A 21,080-nucleotide genomic window follows, 5' to 3' on the forward strand; every position below is an offset into this window, starting at 1 on the left:
GAACACGGCTGTGGCTCGTAGACGAAAAGGGCTGGCCCGCAAACAGCTGCGGGTAGCGCCCTACTTCATCGCGCTGCTGGCGCTCACCGGCCTGCTATGGCTGTCGGCGTTCGCAGGCGTCGGGTTCAAGAGTTTCCCGATGCCCAAGCTCGGCCTCGACCTGCAGGGCGGCATGAGCATGGTCCTGTCCGCCGAACTGCCCGACGGCGGCACCCCCGACGCCGAGAGCATGGAACAGGCCCGGCAGATCATCGAGGACCGGGTCAACGGCACCGGTGTCGCCGAGCCCGAGATCTACGTCGAGGGCACCAACAACATCGTGGTCAACGTGGCCGGTGACCAGACCGACGCCGACCAACTGCGCGAGGTCGGTGCCCCGGCCGAGTTGCGGTTCCGCCAGGTGCTCCAGGGTCCGTTGCCCGACTACACCCTTCAGGACCCGGCCGACTTCGAGGACGAGCCCAACGACGGTGCCGAGGACGGCGAGTCCGGCGACGAGTCGGGCGATGCGTCCGAATCGCCCTCGGCGGACGGCTCCGAATCCCCGTCGGCCGACGGCTCGGAGACCCCGTCGGCGGACTCCTCCGAGTCCCCCTCCGGTGAGGCGTCGGTGAGCCCGTCCGGAGACGCCTCCGAGTCCCCCTCGGGCGAGCCCTCCGAATCGCCGAGCGAACCGGCCGCCGAGGACCCGGCCGAGACCAACCCGGACATCGAGCAGCGCCGCGAGGAGGTCCGCGCCAAGATCGGCGAGGACGTCTGGGCGATGGCCGAGAGCCTGGTCGCGTCCGGCACACCGGTGCCCACCGACCAGCTCGCCGTGTACATGCAGGCCTTGGCGCCGTTCGGTGAACTGTTGGGCGAAGAGGTCGCCGTCCTCTCCCCGGAGATGCAGTTCTTCATCCCCACGATCGGCTGCGGCCAGCTCACCGGGCGGCCCGCCGGCTCCATCTCACCGATGGACCAGCAGGTCGTCGCCTGTGACCGCGCCACCCCGGAGGAGGTCGCGGCGGCCGAGGAGAGCGGACAGTCTCCCTACGGCAAGTACCTGCTCGCGCCCTCGACCGTGGAGGGACGTGACGTCTCCACCGCGGCCATGCAGCAGGACCAGCAGTCTCCCGGCGCCTGGGCCGTCGGCCTGACCTTCACCAACGATGGCCAGGACCGCTGGATGACGCTCGCCAACGAGGCCGTCAACACCCAGGTCGCGGTCGTGCTGGACAACGTCGTGGTCACCGCCCCGACCATCCAGCCCGGAGCCGCCAACGGCGGCACCGTCGAGATCACCGGTGGATTCACCTCCGACCAGGCCAGGCTGCTCGCCGAACAGCTCAACTACGGTTCGCTGCCGCTGGCCTTCGACGTCGAGACCATCGACACGGTCTCGGCGACGCTCGGCCTCGACCAGATGGAGGCCGGTCTGCTGGCCGGTGGCATCGGCGTCGCCCTGGTCATCCTGTACTGCCTGGCCTACTACCGGTTCCTCGGCGTCATCGTGATCCTCAGCCTCATCGTCTCCGGTGCGCTGCTGTACCCGGCGATCGCCATGCTCGGCGAGCAGATCGGCTTCACGCTCACCCTGGCCGGCATCGCCGGTTTCATCGTCGCGATCGGTATCACCGCCGACTCCTTCGTGGTGTTCTTCGAACGACTGAAGGACGAGATGAAGGAGGGCAGATCGCCGCGCAGCGCGGTTCCACGCGCGTGGGTCAGGGCCAGGCGCACCATCATGTCCGCCAACGCCGTGTCGATCCTCGCGGCCATCGTGCTGTACTTCCTGGCGATCGGCGCCGTGAAGGGCTTCGCCTTCACGCTGGGCCTGTCGACCGTCATGGACATCGCGGTGGTCTTCCTGTTCACGCACCCCGTGGTCTCGTGGCTCTCGCGACGTGGCCGCATCCTGTCGTCCTCGCGGCTGTCGGGTCTCTACAGCGGTACCGCGATCCGAGTACAGCCGTCCCGCCGCGCCGTGACCCGCCCGAAGGAGTCCTGAGCCGTGAACCCCTTCTCCAAGGTCGTACGCGTATGGCGCACGCTCTACCACGGTGACAACAACTACAACTTCATGGGCTACCGCCCATGGTGGTACGGGCTGTCCGCGGCGTTGGCGCTCGTCTCGATCGTCGGGATCGCCGTCGTCGGCTTCAACCTCGGCATCGAGTTCTCCGGCGGCAGCCAGTTCACGGCTCCCGCCACGCAGAGCGACGCCACCCTCGACGACGTCCGCGGCGCCGTCGAATCCACCGGTGTGGAAGTCGCCTCCGCGCAGGAGTTCAGCGGCGGTGAGCGCTACCTGATCCGCACCGAACTGGTCGGCGAGGACGAGTCCCTGGAGATCCGGGACGTCATCGGCTCCGAGCTCGGGATCACCGCCGACGACGTCGACGTCACCGAGGTCAGTTCCTCGTGGGGCAGCAGCGTGAGCCGTCAGGCGATCATCGCGCTGTGCGTCTTCCTGGTGCTGGTGTCGATCTACCTGTGGTGGCGTTACGAACGCAAGATGGCGGGCGCCGCGATCGCGGGTCTGATCCACAACCTGGTGTTCACCGCCGGTGTGTACGCGCTGGTCGGATTCGAGGTCACGCCGGGAACCGTGATCGGGATGCTCACCATCCTCGGTTACTCCCTCTACGACACCGTCGTCGTGTTCGACAAGGTCGACGAGAACACCCGCGGCACACTCGCGCAGTCCCGTTACACCTATCAGGACGGCGCGAACCTCGCCATCAACCAGACCCTGATGCGGTCGGTCAACACCTCGATCATCGGTCTGTTGCCGGTGGCGGGCCTGTTGTTCGTCGGTGCGGGCCTGCTCGGCGTCGGAACCCTGATGGACCTGGCGCTGGTGCTGTTCGTCGGTATGTTGACCGGTTCGTTCTCGTCGCTGTTCCTGTCGACGCCGCTCCTGGTGGACTTCAAGCTCATCGAGCCCGCCTACAAGACCCACACCCGCAAGGTCCTGGCCAAGCGGAGTGCGGGCGGCGACGCCGCCAAGGACGCCGAGGAGATCCGCGAGGAGATCACGGCCGACGTGGAGTCGGAGGTGGACTCCGACCTCGACTCCGACGGCGAGCCGGAGGAGTCCGAGGAGTACGACGTCACGGCGGAGGCCGAACCTGAGGGCGACCGCCGCGCGTTGGCGGGTACGGCCCCCCGGCCGGGTGCCCGGGGAAGCCGCAGGCCGCCCAAGCGCCGGCGGCGCTGACCGGCCTCACGCACACGAACGGGGCGGATCAGACATCGTCTGATCCGCCCCGCGTGTTGCTGTCACCGCTCGTGGGGCGACACGTCACCGCACCGCCTCACGGGCCAGGCGATCAACGGCGGCCGGGGTCCTTCGCCCGTCCTGCCGTCCGGTTGGCCTGGTCCTGGTAGGACCGGTTTCCGGTCTCCGCGGTGCCGGCCGCGCCACCCCGGGCCTGGCTGCGCGCCTGCGTGGCCTTGCCCTTGGCTTCCGCCTTCTTTCCCTTGGCGCGGCTCTCGGCCTCGGTGCGCTTGCCCCGGGCCGCGTCGCCGGCCTTGCCCCTGGCGCGATCGGTGGTTTCGTCGAACCTGTCTGAGATCCCCATTGCTGCCCCTCGTGTAGGAATGGCTGCATTTCGCATCTACACGTTAGGACGGCCGGAACGATTCCGGGGGAAGTCCGCTAAGTTACCGGGAAGTCACTCGTCGTCGCCGGAGGTGATCCGATAGGCGTCGTACACACCCTCCACCTTGCGCACCACGCGCAACACGTGATCCAGGTGTTTGGGGTCCGCCATCTCGAAGGTGAAGCGGGACAGGGCCACCCGGTCCCGCGTCGTGGTGACCGTCGCCGACAGGATGCCGATTCGTTCCTCCGACAGGGCCTGTGTCACGTCGGCGAGTAGCCGGTGCCGGTCGAGCGCCTCCACCTGCATCACCATCAGGAACGCAGAATCGGACGCGGGCCGCCACGAGACCTCCACGAGGCGTTCCGGTTCGTCCTCGGCCCGCATCAGGTTCGGGCAGTCGCTCCGGTGCACGCTGATGACGTTGTACCGGGTGACGAAACCGATGATGTCCTGATGCGGCACCGGGTTACAGCACCCCGCGAGCTTGACCGCGGCGTCGCTGTTGCCCATCCCCGCCACCACGACCGCGGCGTCCTGGACGTGCCGGTGCTGCTTGCTGCGGTCGGGGGAGGTGACCTCCGCGATGTCCTCCACGGCGCCCTCGGTGCCGCCGTAGCCGGTGACCAGCCGTTGCACGATGTGCTGCGCGGACACCTGGTTCTCGCCCACGGCCGCGTACAACGCCGACACGTCGGTGAGGTGGAGTTCCCGGGCGATGGCGTTGAGGGCGCTGGTGGTCAGCAGCCGCTGCAACGGCAGGCCCTGCTTGCGCATCGCCTTGGTGATCAGGTTCTTGCCGTTGTCGATGGACTCTTCCCGGCGCTCCTTGTTGAAGTGCTGCCGGATCTTGGTGCGGGCGCGGGGGCTCTTGACGAACGACAACCAGTCCTGGCTGGGATTGGGGGCCTCGTTGTTGGACGTGAAGATCTCCACGACGTCGCCGTTCGACAACGGTTCGTGGAGCGCCACCAGTTTCTCGTTCACCTTGGCGCCGATGCAGCGGTGACCGATGTCGGTGTGCACCGCGTAGGCGAAGTCGACCGGGGTCGAACCGGCGGGCAACGCGATGACGTCGCCCTTGGGTGTGAAGACGTACGCCTCGGAGCTGGCGAGGTCGAACCGCAGCGCGTCCAGGAACTCGCTGGGGTCGGCGGCCTCCCGCTGCCAGTCGAGCAGTTGCCGCAGCCACGCCATCTCGTCGATGTGCGCGGGCGGGCCCGCGATCGTGGCGCCCTTGGTCTCCTTGTACTTCCAGTGCGCCGCGATGCCGTACTCGGCCGTGCGGTGCATCGCCCAGGTGCGGATCTGCATCTCGACGGGTTTGCCGGTCGGGCCGATCACCGTCGTGTGCAACGACTGGTACATGTTGAACTTCGGCATCGCGATGAAGTCCTTGAACCGGCCGGGGACCGGCTGCCAGTTCGCGTGGATGACGCCCAGGGCGGCGTAGCAGTCGCGCTCGCTGTCGACGAGGATGCGTATCCCGACCAGGTCGTAGATGTCGGAGAAGTCCCGGCCGCGCACGATCATCTTCTGATAGATCGAGTACAGGTGTTTCGGCCTGCCGGACACGGTCGCCTTGATGCGCGCGTCCCGCAGGTCGGTGTTGACCCGGTCGGTGACCTGCGCCAGCAGCATCTCCCGCTGCGGCGTGTGCTCGGCGACGAGCCTGCCGATCTCGGCGTACCGCTTGCGGTACAACGTCGCGAACGCCAGGTCCTCCAGCTCCCACTTGATGGTGTTCATGCCCAGCCGATGGGCCAGTGGCGCCAGGATCTCCAGTGTCTCGCGGGCCTTCTGCTCCTGCTTGGCCTGCGGGAGGAAGGTCAGCGTCCGCATGTTGTGCAGCCGGTCGGCGAGCTTGATGACCAGTACGCGCGGGTCCTTGGCCATCGCCACGACCATCTTGCGGATCGTCTCGGCCTTGGCGGCGTCGCCCAGCTTGACCTTGTCGAGCTTGGTGACGCCGTCGACGAGCAGCGCCACCTCGCCGTCGAAGTCGCGCTGCACGTCCTCGATCGTGTAGTCGGTGTCCTCGACGGTGTCGTGCAGCAGCGCGGCCACCAGGGTGGTGGTGTCCATACCCAGCTCGGCCAGGATCGAGGCCACCGCCAGCGGGTGGGTGATGTAGGGGTCGCCCGACTTGCGGAACTGGCCCTCGTGCAGCCGCTCGGCGGTGTCGTACGCCCGTTGCAGGAGCCGCACGTCGGTACGGGGGTGCGACGCCCGGTGCGTCGCCACCAGCGGTTCCAGCACCTCGGGGAGCTGTGGTGACTGCCAGGGCGTGTTGAATCTGGCGAGTCTCGCGCGGACCCGGCGGCCGGTGGGCGCGCCGGAGAGGCCGGAGCGGTTGCCGTTGCCGTTGGACTGCGCGCGTTCGGCCGCCGGCGGCGTACCACCGGCGGCCGAGCCGCGCCTACTGTCCTTGTCTCCGGGAGAGACCACTGTCTCACCAGCCACTCTGGGCTCCTCACCACCACGGTTACGCATCAGGGAGCCGGTTCGGGATCCCAGTGCCCATCGTAGTGCGCCCGTCGCGCGACCGGCGACAGGCGGGCGTCAGCCCATCGGCATCTGCTGCTGGGAGGCCGGCACCTCGGCCCCGGCCTGCGCGATCTCCCGCACGATGTCGAGGCCCTCGGTCAGTTCACCGAAGACCGTGTAGTCGGCGGGCAGGTAGGTGTCCTCGTACACGATGAAGAACTGGCTGCCGTTGGTGTCGGGCCCGGAGTTGGCCATCGCGATGGTCCCGGCCATGTAGTTGGGCTCGGGCTTCTTGCCCTCGGCGATCTCCTCCTCGGTCAGGTCCTCGGCGGTGTCGTGGGGCAGGTTCTCGTTGGCGAAGCTGTAGCCCGGGCCGCCGGAGCCGGTGGCGGTGGGGTCGCCGCACTGGAGGACGAAGATGCCCTCGGTGGTGAGCCGGTGGCATTCGCTGCCGTCGAAGTAGCCCTGACCGGCCAGCGCGGTGAAGCTCGCCGCGGTACAGGGGGCGTTCTCGGTGTCGATCTCCACGGTGAGGTCGCCGTGGTTGGTCTGGATCGTCATGGTCTGCGTGCCGCTGGCGGGCTGCGCGCCGTCGGCGGGTGCCTCCGCGTCCTGGAGGTTCGGGTTCGCGGCCCGCTCCTCGTCACTGGCGGGCACGTACGCGCACTCGGCGGTGCCGTCGTCGGCCGAGGCCGGGTCCGACATCGTCAACGCGGTGATGTCGACCTGTTCGACGGGCTGGCCGTCACCGGCGGGGACCATCTCCTCCTCGGTGGGGCCGTCGTCCCCGGTGGCGGTGGTGTCGGTGGTGTTCGCGGTGCTGATCACCTTGTACAGCAGGAAACCGATCCCGCCCACCAGGACCAGGGCCAGCACCGAGGCCAACGTCACCTGGATGCGACGGGTACGGCGGGCCGCGGCGGCCTTCTCGGCCATGCGGGCTTCGAGTTTGGCGCGGGCCGCTTCCCGTTGCTGTCGAACTGAGGATGGCACCGGATGCTCCGATCGTGGTGTGTGGTGGAGGTGGAAGGCAGGTGAGATGGTGAGCCGTCAGGACTCGTCGGTGTCCCCGCTGGGAGTCTCCGACGGGTCCTCGCTGCTCTCGGCGTCGCCGTCGCTCGACGGTTCCTCCGACGGCTCGTCGGAGGGCGCCGGGGTCGGTTCCTCTTCGGCGGGCGTGGTGGTCTCCGCCGTGGGATTGTCGTCGGGCTCCGCGGAGTCGAACGCGCCCAACAACCACGCCAACCCGAATCCGGCCAGGATCAGCACGAGCACGCTCGCTCCGGCGATCAACTGCCGGCGACGTCGCGCCGATGCGGCGCGCCTGCTGAGCTGGCGCTCGTACTTGGCCCGGGCGAGTTGCCGCTGGCGGGCCTTGCCCTTGCTGGAGGACACGGGTACTACCTCTTCTCTCGGCGGACGCGGACGCCGGTGACTGCCTCGTTCAGATGAATGGCGAATCCTGCCGGTGACGGGGCACCGGCCACGGACCCCGCGGTGGCGCGGCGTCGGACCGGACGGCGGGCGCGTGCGGTGACGCCGCACACGTGCTGGACGCCGCGCGCGTGCCGTGATGGGTCGGAAACCGGTTCGCCACGGGCGTTCCATTGCCGGACTGTCTCCGTGCGGTTCTGGACGGGGAGTCTATAACGTCAAGCCCGGATGCGTATACGTCCGTGTCGTCGGTACGCTTACCGGATGTGGGCCGAAAAGGCCGTATAAACCCACCGAAAAGGGACGAATCCGTGCTGATCCGCAGTCTCGTCGCCGAGGCGTTCGCCACAAATTGTTATGTGGTTGCGCCCGAAGCGGGCGCGGAGTGCGTGGTCGTCGACCCGGGCATCGGCGTGGTGCCGGGCCTCGACGAGGTCCTGGCCGAGCACCGGCTCAAACCGGTGGCGGTGTTGATGACCCACGGCCACCTCGACCACACCTTCTCGGTGACACCGGTGTGCGGAGCGCGTGACATCCCCGCCTACATCCACGCGGGTGACCGGGAGTTGTTGGCCGACCCGATGAAGGGCCTGTCCCCGCAGCTGGGCGCGATCTTCGGTGGACGACTCACCTGGACCGAACCGGACGACGTGGCGATCCTGCCCGACGGAGGCGACCTGCGGCTGGCGGGCCTGGAGTTCACCGTCGACCACGCCCCCGGCCACACGCCGGGCTCGGTGCTGTTCCGGTTGCCCGGGGACGACGACGCGGCGGCCTACTGCCTGTCGGGTGACGTGCTGTTCGCGGGTTCGATAGGTCGCACCGACCTGCCCGGCGGCAGCACCGAGGCGATGATGACGAGCCTGCGCGACAAGATCCTGCCCCTGGCGGACGAGACCGAGGTACTGCCGGGGCACGGCGGCGCCACCACGATCGGGCGGGAACGCCGCACGAACCCGTTCCTGCGTCAGGTGAACGAGAGCGGCCATATGCGGGCACCGACCCGCGGGATGTGAGCCGCGCGGTCGGTGCCGCGCCGAGCCGTCCGTCTTCCGTTCACCACGCCAGGAGTTTCAAGTAATGAGCCGTATCGCGCCGCTGTCCGGATTTCCCGAACTGCTGCCGGGACAGCGCATCGTCGAACAGCGGGTCCTCGACCGGCTGGCCCACACCTTCGAGCTCTACGGGTTCTCGTCGATCCAGACCCGTGCCGTCGAACCGATGGAACAACTGCTTCGCAAGGGCGAGACCTCCAAGGAGGTGTACGTCCTGCGGCGCCTGCAGGCCGACGAGTCCGACTCCGGTGACTCCGGCCTCGGGCTGCACTTCGACCTGACCGTGCCGTTGGCGCGGTACGTCCTGGAGAACGCCGGCAGGCTCCAGTTCCCGTTCCGCCGGTACCAGATCCAGCCGTGTTGGCGCGGGGAACGGCCGCAGGAGGGCCGTTTCCGGGAGTTCTGGCAGGCGGACGTCGACGTGGTCGACCGCGACGACCTCTCGGGCCACTACGAGGTGGAGTTGCCGCTGCTGATCGGGGACGCGCTGAGGTCGCTGCCGATCCCCCGGATGCGGATGCACGTCAACAACCGGAAACTCTCACAGGGCTTCTACCGGGGCCTGGGGATCGCCGACCCCATGGCGGCCATCCGTGCAGTGGACAAGCTCGACAAGATCGGTCCCCGCGGGGTGGCCGACCTGCTCGCCGAGACCACCGGAGCCGACGACGCACAGGTGGCGGCCTGTCTCGCCCTGGCGGAGATCCACAGTGAGGACGAATCCTTCGTCGACCGGGTCAGGGCCCTCGGCGTCTCGGACCCGTTGCTGGACGAGGGACTGTCGGAACTCGGCGCCGTCGTCACCGCCGCCGCCGAGGACGCGCCGGGCCTCGTCGTGGCGGACCTGCGGATCGCGCGGGGCCTGGACTACTACACCGGAACCGTCTACGAGACCTACATGGACGGTTACGCGAACCTGGGTTCGGTCTGCTCGGGCGGGCGTTACGACGACCTCGCCAGCGAGGGAAGGAACCGGTTCCCGGGTGTGGGACTGTCGATCGGTGTGTCCCGCATCCTCGTTCCGCTGTTGAACGAGGGGCGGCTCGCTCCGACCCGGGAGGTGCCGACGTGTGTCCTGGTCGCGCTGCCGAACGAGGAACGCCGGCGCGACTGCGACCGGATCGCCCGGGCGTTGCGGTCGCGGGGGATCGCCGCCGAGGTCGCGCCCGCCGCGCAGAAGTACGGCAAGCAGATCCGGTTCGCCGAGCGGCGTGGGATCCCGTTCGTCTGGTTCCCGGGTGACGCCGAAGGCGGTGACGAGGTGCGGGACATCCGCTCGGGGGAGCAGTCGGCCGCCGACGGCGCGAAGTGGAGTCCGCCGGACGCCGACCTGCGGCCGCGGATCGCATGAGACGACCGGGGGCGGGCGGGGTCTTCCGCCCACCCCCGGGTCCGGTCACACCGGTGTGAAGTCGAACCGTTGGCCGGGGAGGTCGGCGTCGCAAGCCATGATCGCCATCGCCGTTCCGACGGCGGGTGTGGACTCCAGCGCGTCCAGGCACATGTCGTCGGTGCCGTTGACCGCCACCCCGAAACCGCCCTGCGGGTGCGGCACGAGTGTGAAGTCGGCGAAGGTGGCGTCGGCGCAGTCGTAGGGGGCGAACAGGTACCCGATCTCGTCGGCGGGGGCGTCCACCGACAGGCAGGCCGTCCAGTCCTCCTCGGTGAAGTCCATGAGCATTCGGTGTCCCCCGGAGGCGGCCGGTTCCAGGGTCACCGGCGGCGCCGCCTCCGCGCAACCGGCGAGCACCACGACGGTGCGTTCCTCGTTGCCGGGCTCGGGACCGGCCGACATGCACAGATCGGTGTCGGCGACCCGGATCCGGTAATCGCCGGGGCCGGGAGGGGGAGTGTCGGAGGTGGTGTCGGCCGGTGCCTCGGACTCCTCCGGTGAGGGGGACACGGTGGAACCGGCGGACGGTTCGGCGGGACCGTCACCGGTCATCAGCACGGCCGCGACGATGCTGCCCGCCAACAGCACGACCGCCGCGCAGATCAACGTGACGATGAATCTGGTCCGCTTGCGGCGTGTGCGTCGCGCCGCAAGCGGTTCGTAGGATACCGGGGGATACGCGGGTGTTCGGTGGGGAGTGGACATGTCGTCACCTGTCGTGTGAGAATGCCGGGCTTCACCGCGCGGGTCGCGGGGTGCGAACACGCTACATCGTGACAAAGTGCATAAGACGTCCATACCCGTCTCGGTGCGGCCACCGGTTTCGGGGCCGTCGCGTTCCGAAGGCGGGCAGCGTGTCCGGCCGTGGGAGCGATCCCCATCGGGTCAAAACGATCGAGCGCGACATCTAGCGCAAATCGATCAATGACGATACGGTACTTCGCACCTGAGCATCGCTCAACGTCCATGGAGGACAACAATGCCTGATTCGAAAGGAACGGGACGAGAGCCGGACGACCACGTGGACAGCCTCGCCGTCCAGCAGAGCCCCGAGTTCGCCGCCCTGCGCAAGGCCCTGCGACGGTTCGTCTTCCCCGCCACCGTGGCGTTCCTGGCCTGGTACGCACTGTACGTTCTACTGTCGACTTACGCCCGTGGCTTCATGGCCTTGCAGGTCACCGGGCACATCAACGTCGCGCTGATCTTCGGGGTGCTGCAGTTCGTCAGCACCTTCGGCCTCGCCTGGGCGTACGCCCGATACGCCGCCAGGCACCTCGACCCCAAGGCCGACGCGATCAAGGCCCGGATCGACGGTGACGAGGAGACGACGTCATGAACCTGATCGCACAGGGTGTCGACGACACCTCCCGCACCTGGACCCTGTCGCTGTTCGTCGTCCTGGTGATCGCCACACTGGCGATCACGGCGTGGGCGGGGATGAAGTCCCGCAGCGCCAACGACTTCTACGCCGGTGGCCGTTCGTTCTCCGGTTTCCAGAACGGCATGGCCCTCGGCGGCGACTACATGTCGGCGGCCTCGTTTCTGGGGATCGCCGGGATCATCGCGCTGTCCGGTTACGACGGATTCCTCTACTCGATCGGCTTCCTGGTCGCCTGGCTGGTGGCCCTGTTGCTCGTGGCCGAGCTGCTGCGCAACTCCGGGAAGTACACGATGGCCGACGTCCTGGCCTTCCGGATGCGGCAACGACCGGTGCGCACCGCGGCGTCGGTCTCCACCGTCACGGTGTCCATCTTCTACCTGCTGGCGCAGATGGTGGGCGCCGGTTCGCTGGTGGCCCTGCTACTCGGCATCGGGGAGAACGACACCTTCCTGGGCATGACCGCCGCGACCGCCGAGGCGCTCACCATCGTCGTGGTGGGTGTGCTGATGATCGTGTACGTCGTCATCGGCGGCATGAAGGGCACCACCTACGTACAGATCATCAAGGCGGTGCTCCTGCTGTTGGGCACCGCCCTGATGACGGTCCTCGTCATGTGGGCGTTCAAGTTCGACCTGTCCGGCCTGTTGGGTACCGCGGCGGCCGAGTCCGGTCAGGGTGAGGCGTTCCTGAACTCCGGCCTCAAGTACGGCACCGAGGTCTCCGGAGACCTGTGGCAGACCACCGTCAACAAGCTCGACCTGTTGTCGCTGGGCCTGGCGCTGGTGCTGGGGACCGCCGGCCTGCCGCACATCCTGATCAGGTTCTACACCGTTCCCACCGCCAAGGCCGCCCGTAAGAGCGTGCTGTGGGCGATCGGGATCATCGGGGTGTTCTACCTGATGACCCTCGCGTTGGGATTCGGCGCGGCGGCCCTGGTGGGCGGTGACGCCATCAAGGCGCAGGACCCCGCGGGCAACGTGGCGGCGCCGCTGCTGGCCCAGGAGCTGGGCGAACGATTCTTCGGCGGTGACACCGGAGGCGCGGTGCTGCTGGCGTTGATCGCCGCCGTCGCGTTCGCCACGATCCTGGCGGTCGTGGCCGGACTGACGCTGGCGAGTTCGTCCTCGCTGGCGCACGACCTGTACGCCAACGTGTTCCGGCACGGCAAACCGCAGGACGAGCGGCAGGAGGTGCGGGTGGCGCGGTTCGCGGCGCTCGGTATCGGTGCGGTCGCGATCCTGTTGGCCATCTTCGCCCAGAACCTGAACGTGGCCTTCCTGGTGGCGTTGGCGTTCGCGGTGGCGGCGTCGGGCAACCTCCCCGCGATCCTGTACAGCCTGTTCTGGAAGCGGTTCACCACGTCCGGTGCGGTGTGGGCGATCTACGGCGGCCTGGGCACGGCGGTGCTGCTGGTGGTGTTCTCGCCGGTGCTGTCGGGTGCGGAGAACTCGATGTTCCCCGAGGCGGACTTCGCGTTCTTCCCGCTGAGCAATCCCGGACTGGTGTCGATCCCCGTCGGCTTCCTGTGCGGTTGGCTGGGGACGGTCCTGTCGAGGGAGCGGCCCGACGCCGGCAAGTACGCCGAGCTGGAGGTCCGGTCGCTGACCGGGATCGGGGCCCACTGAGGCAGGGGTGTGGCGGTCGGCGCACCGGCCGCCACACCCCGGTGCCGACCGGGCTCCCGGAAACTGTCAAGTATGTAAAGAGAACCATAAATATTTGATTAGGATCTTTACAGATTCGTTGCGGCACTTCGATACTGGGCGTCATCGACCCTTGTGAAAGGCACGCCCATGACCGGTACCGCATCCCCGACCCGGATACCCGACCACGCCCCGGCCGCCTACCCGGCGCAGGCCCCGCCCGCGCTCGGAACGGCCGCGCGATACACGTTGGCGATCGCGCGCATCGCCGTCGGTTGGGTGTTCCTGTGGGCCTTCCTCGACAAGACCTTCGGTCTCGGACTCCCGACGCCCGCGGGTTCCGGCTGGCTCGACGGCGGCAGTCCCACCTCCGGTTACCTCGCCGGCCAGGCCGCCAAGCCCGGTGGACTCGCCCAGCTCTTCGCCGGACTCAGCGGGCAGACGTGGGTGGACTGGCTGTTCATGATCGGCATGGGCGGCGTCGGTGCCGCCCTGGTGCTCGGCGTCGGAATGCGGCTCGCCGCCGTCGGCGCCGTGTGCGTCATGGTTCCACTGTGGCTGTCGTCGTGGCCGCTGGCCGCGAACCCCTTCATGGACCAGCATCTGGTGTACCTGTTGGCCGCCGTCGCCCTGGCCGCCACCGACGCCGGTGACACCGCCGGACTCGGCCGTCCGTGGTCCCGCACCCGGCTGGTCCGCGCGCTCCCCGTCCTGCGCTGAACGACCCCGGAAACGATTCGGCCCGTGAACCCGAACGGGTTCACGGGCCGGACATGTCCGAGGCGGTGCCTCAGACCGGTCGAGTCGTCACGCGAGCGACTTGACGCAGAAGATCCACTTCAGCTCACCGGGGTACTCGGTGAGGTTCGAGTAGTAGAAGTCGAATTCCTGGCCACACACCGAGATGGCCTCGTTCATCTCCTGCTCCGAGTCGTTCATGGTGCCCGACAGCCCGGACTGGCTGGCCGTGACCTCCTCGTACGCCTCGGCCGAACCGCAGTCCACGATGGTCAGCGGGTACTCCGAGGTGCTGACGTCGGCCAGGCACTGCCCGGTCTCCGCCGGCGAACCCCACTTGGGGGTGTCCACGTTGATCGGGTCGAGGCAGATCAACCAGTCGAGGCTGCCGCTGCGGGCGTCCTCCTGGTAGAGGTACTCCGCCGCGTCGGTACCGGCGCAGGTCGCCTCGGCCACCGCGACCTCGTCGCTGCCGGACGGGCTGTCCTCGCGGGCGACGATGTTGAAGTACGCCTCGGGGTCGGCGCAGTCGACGGTCTTGACGTCCTCGGCGCTCAGCGCCTGGGTGGTGCAGTCACCGACGTCGGCGACCGAGGTGTCACCGGTCATGACGCTGATGATCCAGCCGCCCGCACCGAGCACCACGACCACGACCACCGCGATGACGATGCGCAGCGCGATGTTCTTGCCGACGTTCTTGGCGGCACCGCCGAAACCCCCACCGGGCGGGGGAGTGCCGGGGCCGCCGGCTGCCGGGAAACCGCTGGGCGTCTGCCCCGGGTGACCCTGTTGTTGTCCGTACCCGGGCTGCTGCGGCGGCGGAGTCTGCTGTCCGTAGCCAGGCTGCTGAGGCGGCTGCTGCCCAGGGTAGCCACCCTGGTAGGGCGGTGGCTGAGTCATGTCTGTCTCTCCGAAGGGTTGTGATTTCCGACCGCGCCGATTGGGGGATAGGTGCGCGGACTTGGTGACAATAGCGGCCGGGTGCCACAATTTTTCGCCGCGTCCCGCCTGGTCACACCCGGTCACCGGCGACTTCCGCACCGTTGCGCGCGCCGCCCCTTACCGGCCCTCGCGCGCCCGATCGCCCCGTTTCGCCGGAGCCGGTCGCTTCCGCGCCGTTCGGCCGGTTCGGGCGGCCGCGGTCCCCTCCGTCCGCGACCGGCCCGCTACCAGATCACGGGACGGGACTGGAAGGCCGCCATCACGTCGAATACACTGACACGACTACGGGCCGACGTCGTCCCTGTTCCGAAACACGACCCCGGTGCAAGACGCCCACGTCACCGGCGGATCACATCCGACGACGAATGGAGGCCCGAGCGTGCGTCTCTCCCTACCCGCGCACCGCCGTCACGAGACGGACACGTCCAGCACCGCCCCGGCGGCGGCCATGCCCGGCGGCCTCTACGACCCCGCCCACGAGCACGACGCGTGCGGCGTCGCCTTCCTCGTGGACGTGCCCGGTCGTCGCAGCCACCGGATCATCGCCGACGGGCTGGCGGCACTGGTGCGCATGGACCACCGGGGAGCCCGAGGCGCCGACCCCGACACCGGAGACGGTGCCGGCATCATGATCCAGATCCCCGACGCGTTCCTGAGGGACGTCGTCGACTTCCCGCTGCCGGCGGCCGGGCACTACGCGACCGGACTGGTCTTCGCCCCCCACGGCGCCGAGGAGACGGTCCGCCGCACCGTCGAGAAGTACGCCCTGGCCGAGGGCGCCACCGTGCCCGGTTGGCGGGACGTCCCGGCCGACCCCACCTGCCTCGGTGCCACCGCCCGCGCCGCCATGCCCCGGATCCTCCAGGTCTTCCTCACCGGAGAGTCCGGCCAGTCGGGGTTGGAGCTGGACCGGCTGGCGTTCGCCGTCCGTAAACAGGCCGAACGGGAACTGAGGGAACGCGACGTCGCCGCAGCCCTGATCACCCTGTCGTCCCGCACCATGGTGTACAAGGGGATGCTCACCCCCGAACAGGTCGGACGCTTCTACACCGACCTCACCGATCCCCGGGTGACCTCCGCCCTCGCGCTGGTGCACAGCCGGTTCTCCACCAACACGTTCCCCTCCTGGCCGCTCGCGCACCCGTACCGGATGGTCGCCCACAACGGTGAGATCAACACGATCCGGGGCAACCGCAACTGGATGACCGCCAGGCAGGCCCAACTCGCCACCGCGGCGCTGCCCGGCCGCATCAAGCGGCTGTACCCCGTCTGCACGCCCGGCGCCAGCGACTCCATGAACTTCGACGAGGTCGTGGAACTGCTCCACCTCGGTGGCCGCAGCCTCCCGCACGCCATGCTCATGATGATTCCCGAGGCGTGGGAGTCCAACCCGACCATGGATCCCAAGCGGCGCGAGTTCTACCGCTTCCACGCCAGCATGATGGAACCCTGGGACGGGCCGGCCTGCGTCGCCTTCACCGACGGCACCCGCATCGGCGCGGTCCTGGACCGCAACGGCCTGCGCCCCGCCCGGTGGTGGCGCACCCACGACGACCTCGTCATCCTCGCCAGCGAGGCCGGCGTCGTCGACATCGACCCCGCCGACGTCGCGCAGAAGGGCCGCCTGAAGCCCGGCCGGATGTTCCTGGTCGATACCGACGCGCGGCGGATCGTCGGCGACGACGAGATCAAGGACGAACTCGCCGCCGAACACCCCTACGGCGACTGGACCCACGCGGGGCTGGTGCACCTGGACTCGCTGCCCGACCGCGACCACATCGTGTACACCCACGAGTCGGTGCGGCGGCGGCAACTGACCTTCGGCTACACCGAGGAGGAGTTGCGGCTGCTGCTGGCGCCGATGGCCACCACCGGCGCCGAACCCGTGGTGTCGATGGGCAGCGACACCCCCATCGCGGGCATGTCGAAACGCCCGAAGCTGCTGTACGACTACTTCACGCAGCTCTTCGCGCAGGTCACGAACCCGCCGCTGGACGCCATCCGGGAGGAGTTGGTCACCTCGCTGGGGTTGACCATCGGACCGGAGCACAACCTGCTGGAGGCGTCGGCGGCGTCGTGTCGGCAGATCGAGCTGCCCTACCCGGTGCTCGACAACGACGAACTCGCCAAGATCCTGTCCATCGACGCCGACGGCGACATGCCGGGGTTCAAGGCCGTTCGGGTGTCGGGCCTGTACAAGGCCCGTCACGGCGCCGACGGGATCAAGTCGAGGCTGGTCGAGATCTGCCGGCACGTCTCCGAGGCGATCGAGGACGGTGTCCGCATCCTGGTGCTGTCCGACCGCGACTCCACCGCCGACCTGGCGCCGATTCCCGCGCTGTTGTTGACCGCGGCCGTGCACCAGCACCTCATCCGGGAGCAGACCCGCACCCAGATCGCGCTCGTCGTCGAGACCGGCGAATGCCGCACCGTTCACCACGCCGCGGTGCTGCTGGGATACGGCGCCGCCGCCATCAACCCGTACCTGGCGTTCGAGTCGATCGAACACATGGTGTGGGACGGCGCGATCTCGCTGGACCCGCGTGTGGCGGTCCGCAACTACGTCAACGCCCTGTGCAAGGGCATCCTGAAGATCATGTCGAAGATGGGCATCTCGACGGTCTCGTCCTACTGCGGTGCCCAGGTCTTCGAGGCGGTCGGCCTCAACGAGCGGTTCGTGCGCCGGTACTTCACCGGCACCGACTCCCGTATCGGCGGTGCGGGGCTGGCCGAGATCGCCGACGAGGTCGCCCGTCGTCATCGCTCCGCGTACCGGCGGCCCACGACCGAGCCACGCCTGCTCGACGTCGGAGGCGACTACCAGTGGCGCCGCGAGGGCGAGGTCCACCTGTTCAACCCCGAGACGGTGTTCCTTCTGCAGCACGCGACCCGCAGCGGCCAGTACGACGTGTTCAAGAAGTACACCCGGACCGTCGACGCGCTCACCGCCGACGCCGGGGCACTGCGCGGACTCCTGGAGTTCCACAGCGACCGCAGGCCCCTGCCGCTGGAGGAGGTCGAGCCCGTCGAGTCGATCCTCACGCGGTTCTCCACCGGCGCGATGTCCTACGGGGCGCTGTCGGCCGAGTCCCACGAGACCCTGGCCGTGGCGATGAACCGCCTGGGCGGGAAGTCGAACAGCGGCGAGGGCGGTGAGGACCTGGACCGGCTCGACGACCCGTTGCGGCGCAGCGCCGTCAAACAGGTCGCCTCCGGCCGGTTCGGCGTCACCAGCCGTTACCTCGTCAGCGCCGACGACATCCAGATCAAGATGGCGCAGGGCGCCAAACCCGGTGAAGGCGGGCAACTGCCCGGCAACAAGGTGTACCCGTGGATCGCCCGGACCCGGCACGCCACGCCCGGGGTCGGCCTGATCTCGCCGCCGCCGCACCACGACATCTACTCGATCGAGGACCTGGCGCAGCTCATCCACGACCTCAAACACGCCAACGACACCGCCCGGATCCACGTCAAGCTCGTCTCCGAGGTCGGGGTGGGCACCGTCGCGGCGGGCGTCGCCAAGGCCCACGCCGACGTCATCCTCATCTCCGGGCACGACGGCGGCACCGGCGCGGCGCCGGCCAACTCGATCAAACACGCCGGGGCACCGTGGGAGATCGGCCTGGCCGAGGCGCAGCAGACACTGCTGCGCAACGGCCTGCGTGACCGGGTCACGGTGCAGGTCGACGGCGCGATGAAGACCGGGCGGGACGTCGTCGTGGCGGCGCTGCTGGGTGCCGAGGAGTTCGGGTTCGCCACCGCCCCGCTGATCGTGTCCGGTTGCGTCATGATGCGGGTGTGCCACCTCGACACCTGCCCGGTCGGCGTCGCCACACAGAACCCCGAGCTGCGCCGGCGGTTCACCGGCAGGCCGGAGTTCGTGGAGAACTTCTTCCGGTACATCGCCGAGGAGGTGAGGGAACTGCTCGCCGAACTCGGTTTCCGCAGCCTCGACGAGGCGATCGGTCGCGTCGAGGTGCTCACCGAACGCGACACGCCGGCACCCGGCAAGGCCGGCCGCCTCGACCTGTCGCCGCTGCTGTCACTGGCGGGGATACCTTCCGGCGCGGCCCGCCGCCGCACCCGCGACCAGCAGCACGGCATCGAGTCCACCCTCGGGTACCGGCTCCGCCGTGACGCCGCCGAGGCCGTCCGCGCCGGGGCACCCGTCAGCCTCGACTACGCCGTCGCCAACACCGACCGGTCCCTGGGCACGCTGCTGGGCGCCGACGTCACCCGGGCGCACCCGGAGGGCCTGCCCGACGACACCGTCACCGTGAACCTGCGCGGTACCGCCGGGCAGTCGCTCGGGGCGTTCCTGCCCGCCGGTGTCACCATCAGGCTGCACGGCGACGCCAACGACTACGTCGGCAAGGGCCTGTCCGGTGGCAGGCTCGTGGTCCGGCCCGACAGCTCGGCACGCTTCGCCGCCGAGGACAACATCATCGCCGGGAACACCGTCCTGTACGGGGCGACGTCCGGCGAACTGTACTGCCGGGGCCAGACGGGCGAACGGTTCGGGGTGCGCAACTCCGGTGCCGTCGCCGTCGTCGAGGGCGTCGGCGACCACGGCTGCGAGTACATGACCGGCGGCACCGTGGTCGTCCTGGGCTCCACCGGCCGCAACTTCGCCGCCGGGATGTCGGGTGGTGTGGCCTACGTGCACCGGCTCGACCCGGTCAAGGTCAACACCGAGATGGTCGACCTCGACCCGATGGGTGCCAGCGACATCGCCGTCGTGCACAAGCTCCTGACCGCGCACCACCGAGAGACCGGTTCCGTCGTCGCCGCACGCCTGCTGGCCGACTGGCCCCGGTCCGCGGGTGGATTCACCAAGGTGATCCCCGGCGAGTACAAGCGTGTCCTCGCCGAGCTGGAACACCGGGAAGCCGAACGCAAGGAGGCCGACAATGCCTGACTCGACCGGATTCCTCCGGCATCGCCGCGGGTTGCCGCCGCGCCGGCCGGTGCCGCTGCGGCTGATGGACTGGCGTGAGGTCTACGAGGCCGGCGAGGAGGGCGCGCTGCGCGACCAGGCGTCACGTTGCATGGACTGCGGTATCCCGTTCTGCCACGAGGGATGTCCACTGGGGAACAAGATCCCCGAGTGGAACGACCTGGTCCGTACCGGGCGGTGGGAGGAGGCGTTGCGCCAGTTGCACGCCACCAACAACTTCCCCGAGTTCACCGGCCGACTGTGCCCCGCCCCCTGTGAGGCGTCCTGCGTCCTGGGCATCGGCACCGGCGCGCCCGGCTACGGAGACGACGTCGGCGCCGTCACGATCAAACAGATCGAGGTGGAGATCATCGACCGGGCGTTCGCCGACGGGACCGTCGCCCCGGTGGCACCGCCGCCGGCCACCGGCCGCAGCGTCGCCGTCGTCGGTTCCGGGCCGGCGGGCCTGGCCGCCGCCCAGCAGTTGGCGCGCGCCGGGCACGCCGTCACCGTGTACGAGCGCGACGACGCCCCCGGCGGCCTGCTCAGGTACGGCATCCCCGACTTCAAACTGGAGAAGCACCACATCGACCGCCGGCTCGACCAGTTGCGGGACGAGGGGGTCCAGTTCGTCACCGACTGCGAGATCGGCGTCGACGTGTCCATGACCCACCTGCGCCGCCGCCACGACGCCGTGTTGCTGGCGGTGGGCGCGTTGGAGGCACGCGACACCGACACACCCGGCAGGTCGCTCGGGGGAGTCCACCTGGCGATGTCCCACCTCGTCGACTCCAACCGGGTCGTCGCCGGGCGGGCACCGTTCCCCACCATCGACGCCGCCGGTAAACACGTCGTGATCATCGGCGGTGGCGACACCGCCGCAGACTGCCTCGGTGTCGCGCACCGGCAGGGCGCCGCGTCCGTCACCCAGCTCGACCTCTACCCGGAGCCGCCGCGCCTGCGCGACGAGGCCCGGGACCCGTGGCCGGTGTGGCCCACCCTGCTGCGCGACTACCCCGCCCACGAGGAGGGCGGTGAACGCGTGTTCGCGGTGGCCGCCGCCGAGTTCGTCGGTGACGACGCCGGTCGGGTCAAGGCGATGCGCATCGCCGAGGTGACCGTCGACAAGTCGGGTGGCCGCCGTGTCGTGAACGAGGTGCCCGGTACCGCCCGGGAGATTCCCGCCGACCTCGTGCTGCTCGCCATCGGCTTCGCCGGGACCGAACGACAGCCGCTTCTGGAACAGGCCGGCCTTCAGCGCCGCGCCGGGGTGCTCGACTGTGGACCGGACTGGCAGACCGACGCCGACGGCGTCTTCGTCGCCGGTGACGCCCACCGCGGCGCCTCGCTCATCGTCTGGGCGATCGCCGAGGGGCGTGCCGCGGCGGCCGCGATCCACCGTCGGCTCGGCGGTGAGGACGACCTCGCCTCCCCGGTGACCTCCGACGAGGTGCCGCTGCGCACATGACCGGCTGCGGACGGCC

Annotated in this window: 15 protein-coding genes; 9 read left to right on the forward strand and 6 right to left on the reverse strand. The window is 69.2% G+C overall.

The genetic code is table 11. From position 1 onward, the window contains the following. Window positions 1-10 precede the first annotated feature (10 nt). Window positions 11-1,990, forward strand: a complete 1,980-nt coding sequence (gene secD, locus LX16_RS06815) for a protein translocase subunit SecD (protein WP_147134741.1) — start codon at window positions 11-13, stop codon at window positions 1,988-1,990. Window positions 1,991-1,993: 3 nt separating this feature from the next. Next, window positions 1,994-3,202 carry a protein translocase subunit SecF gene (secF, locus tag LX16_RS06820; protein ID WP_147134744.1) on the forward strand — a complete coding sequence of 403 codons (1,209 nt, stop codon included), beginning with the start codon at window positions 1,994-1,996 and terminating at the stop codon, window positions 3,200-3,202. A gap of 112 nt (window positions 3,203-3,314) precedes the next feature. Here the strand turns inward: secF and LX16_RS06825 are convergent, their stop codons facing one another. The 4 genes from LX16_RS06825 to LX16_RS27050 all read right to left on the reverse strand — a co-directional run bounded on the left by LX16_RS06825 (window position 3,315) and on the right by LX16_RS27050 (window position 7,469). After that, a complete protein-coding gene (locus LX16_RS06825) occupies window positions 3,315-3,566 on the reverse strand; it encodes a hypothetical protein (protein ID WP_147134746.1) in 252 nt (83 codons plus the stop codon). A gap of 93 nt (window positions 3,567-3,659) precedes the next feature. Further along, window positions 3,660-6,050 (reverse strand): RelA/SpoT family protein, encoded by a 2,391-nt coding sequence (locus tag LX16_RS06830; RefSeq protein WP_280176794.1) that lies wholly within the window; start codon window positions 6,048-6,050, stop codon window positions 3,660-3,662. Between the two features lie 99 nt (window positions 6,051-6,149). Next, window positions 6,150-7,067 carry a peptidylprolyl isomerase gene (locus tag LX16_RS06835; RefSeq protein ID WP_147134749.1) on the reverse strand — a complete coding sequence of 306 codons (918 nt, stop codon included), beginning with the start codon at window positions 7,065-7,067 and terminating at the stop codon, window positions 6,150-6,152. 57 nt (window positions 7,068-7,124) lie between these two features. Then, window positions 7,125-7,469 (reverse strand): hypothetical protein, encoded by a 345-nt coding sequence (locus tag LX16_RS27050; RefSeq protein ID WP_211354319.1) that lies wholly within the window; start codon window positions 7,467-7,469, stop codon window positions 7,125-7,127. 350 nt (window positions 7,470-7,819) lie between these two features. Between LX16_RS27050 and LX16_RS06845 the strand changes: the two genes are divergently transcribed. Both LX16_RS06845 and hisS read left to right on the forward strand, forming a co-directional pair. Then, the gene (locus LX16_RS06845; RefSeq protein WP_147134751.1) at window positions 7,820-8,524 is read left to right on the forward strand and encodes an MBL fold metallo-hydrolase; all 705 of its coding nucleotides are present in this window, start codon (window positions 7,820-7,822) and stop codon (window positions 8,522-8,524) included. A gap of 64 nt (window positions 8,525-8,588) precedes the next feature. Further along, complete coding sequence (gene hisS, locus LX16_RS06850; protein ID WP_147134754.1) at window positions 8,589-9,914, forward strand: histidine--tRNA ligase; 1,326 nt, start codon at window positions 8,589-8,591, stop codon at window positions 9,912-9,914. A gap of 45 nt (window positions 9,915-9,959) precedes the next feature. Here hisS and LX16_RS06855 read toward each other — a convergent pair whose 3' ends face one another. Then, a complete protein-coding gene (locus LX16_RS06855; protein ID WP_147134757.1) occupies window positions 9,960-10,661 on the reverse strand; it encodes a hypothetical protein in 702 nt (233 codons plus the stop codon). A gap of 274 nt (window positions 10,662-10,935) precedes the next feature. Here LX16_RS06855 and LX16_RS06860 point away from each other — a divergent pair, with 274 nt between their 5' ends. The 3 genes from LX16_RS06860 to LX16_RS06870 all read left to right on the forward strand — a co-directional run bounded on the left by LX16_RS06860 (window position 10,936) and on the right by LX16_RS06870 (window position 13,700). Then, the gene (locus LX16_RS06860) at window positions 10,936-11,292 is read left to right on the forward strand and encodes a DUF485 domain-containing protein (RefSeq protein WP_147134760.1); all 357 of its coding nucleotides are present in this window, start codon (window positions 10,936-10,938) and stop codon (window positions 11,290-11,292) included. Further along, window positions 11,289-12,962 (forward strand): solute symporter family protein, encoded by a 1,674-nt coding sequence (locus LX16_RS06865; RefSeq protein ID WP_147134763.1) that lies wholly within the window; start codon window positions 11,289-11,291, stop codon window positions 12,960-12,962. Before LX16_RS06860 ends, LX16_RS06865 begins: the two co-directional genes overlap by 4 nt. Window positions 12,963-13,130: 168 nt before the next feature. After that, a complete protein-coding gene (locus LX16_RS06870; RefSeq protein ID WP_147134766.1) occupies window positions 13,131-13,700 on the forward strand; it encodes a DoxX family membrane protein in 570 nt (189 codons plus the stop codon). An 87-nt stretch (window positions 13,701-13,787) separates the two neighbouring features. On the opposite strand, the gene LX16_RS06875 is transcribed toward LX16_RS06870, so the two are convergent. Continuing rightward, a complete protein-coding gene (locus tag LX16_RS06875; protein ID WP_147134769.1) occupies window positions 13,788-14,618 on the reverse strand; it encodes an LppU/SCO3897 family protein in 831 nt (276 codons plus the stop codon). 490 nt (window positions 14,619-15,108) lie between these two features. Between LX16_RS06875 and gltB the strand changes: the two genes are divergently transcribed. Further along, on the forward strand, window positions 15,109-19,578 hold the full coding sequence (gene gltB / locus LX16_RS06880; protein WP_147137147.1) for a glutamate synthase large subunit: 4,470 nt from the start codon (window positions 15,109-15,111) through the stop codon (window positions 19,576-19,578). Beyond that, entirely contained in the window at window positions 19,571-21,064 is a 1,494-nt protein-coding gene (locus tag LX16_RS06885) for a glutamate synthase subunit beta (protein ID WP_147134772.1), read from the forward strand. Before gltB ends, LX16_RS06885 begins: the two co-directional genes overlap by 8 nt. The last annotated feature ends 16 nt before the right edge of the window (window positions 21,065-21,080 follow it).

The organism is Stackebrandtia albiflava (genome assembly GCF_007994225.1).
Taxonomy (GTDB): Bacteria; Actinomycetota; Actinomycetes; order Mycobacteriales; family Micromonosporaceae; genus Stackebrandtia; species Stackebrandtia albiflava.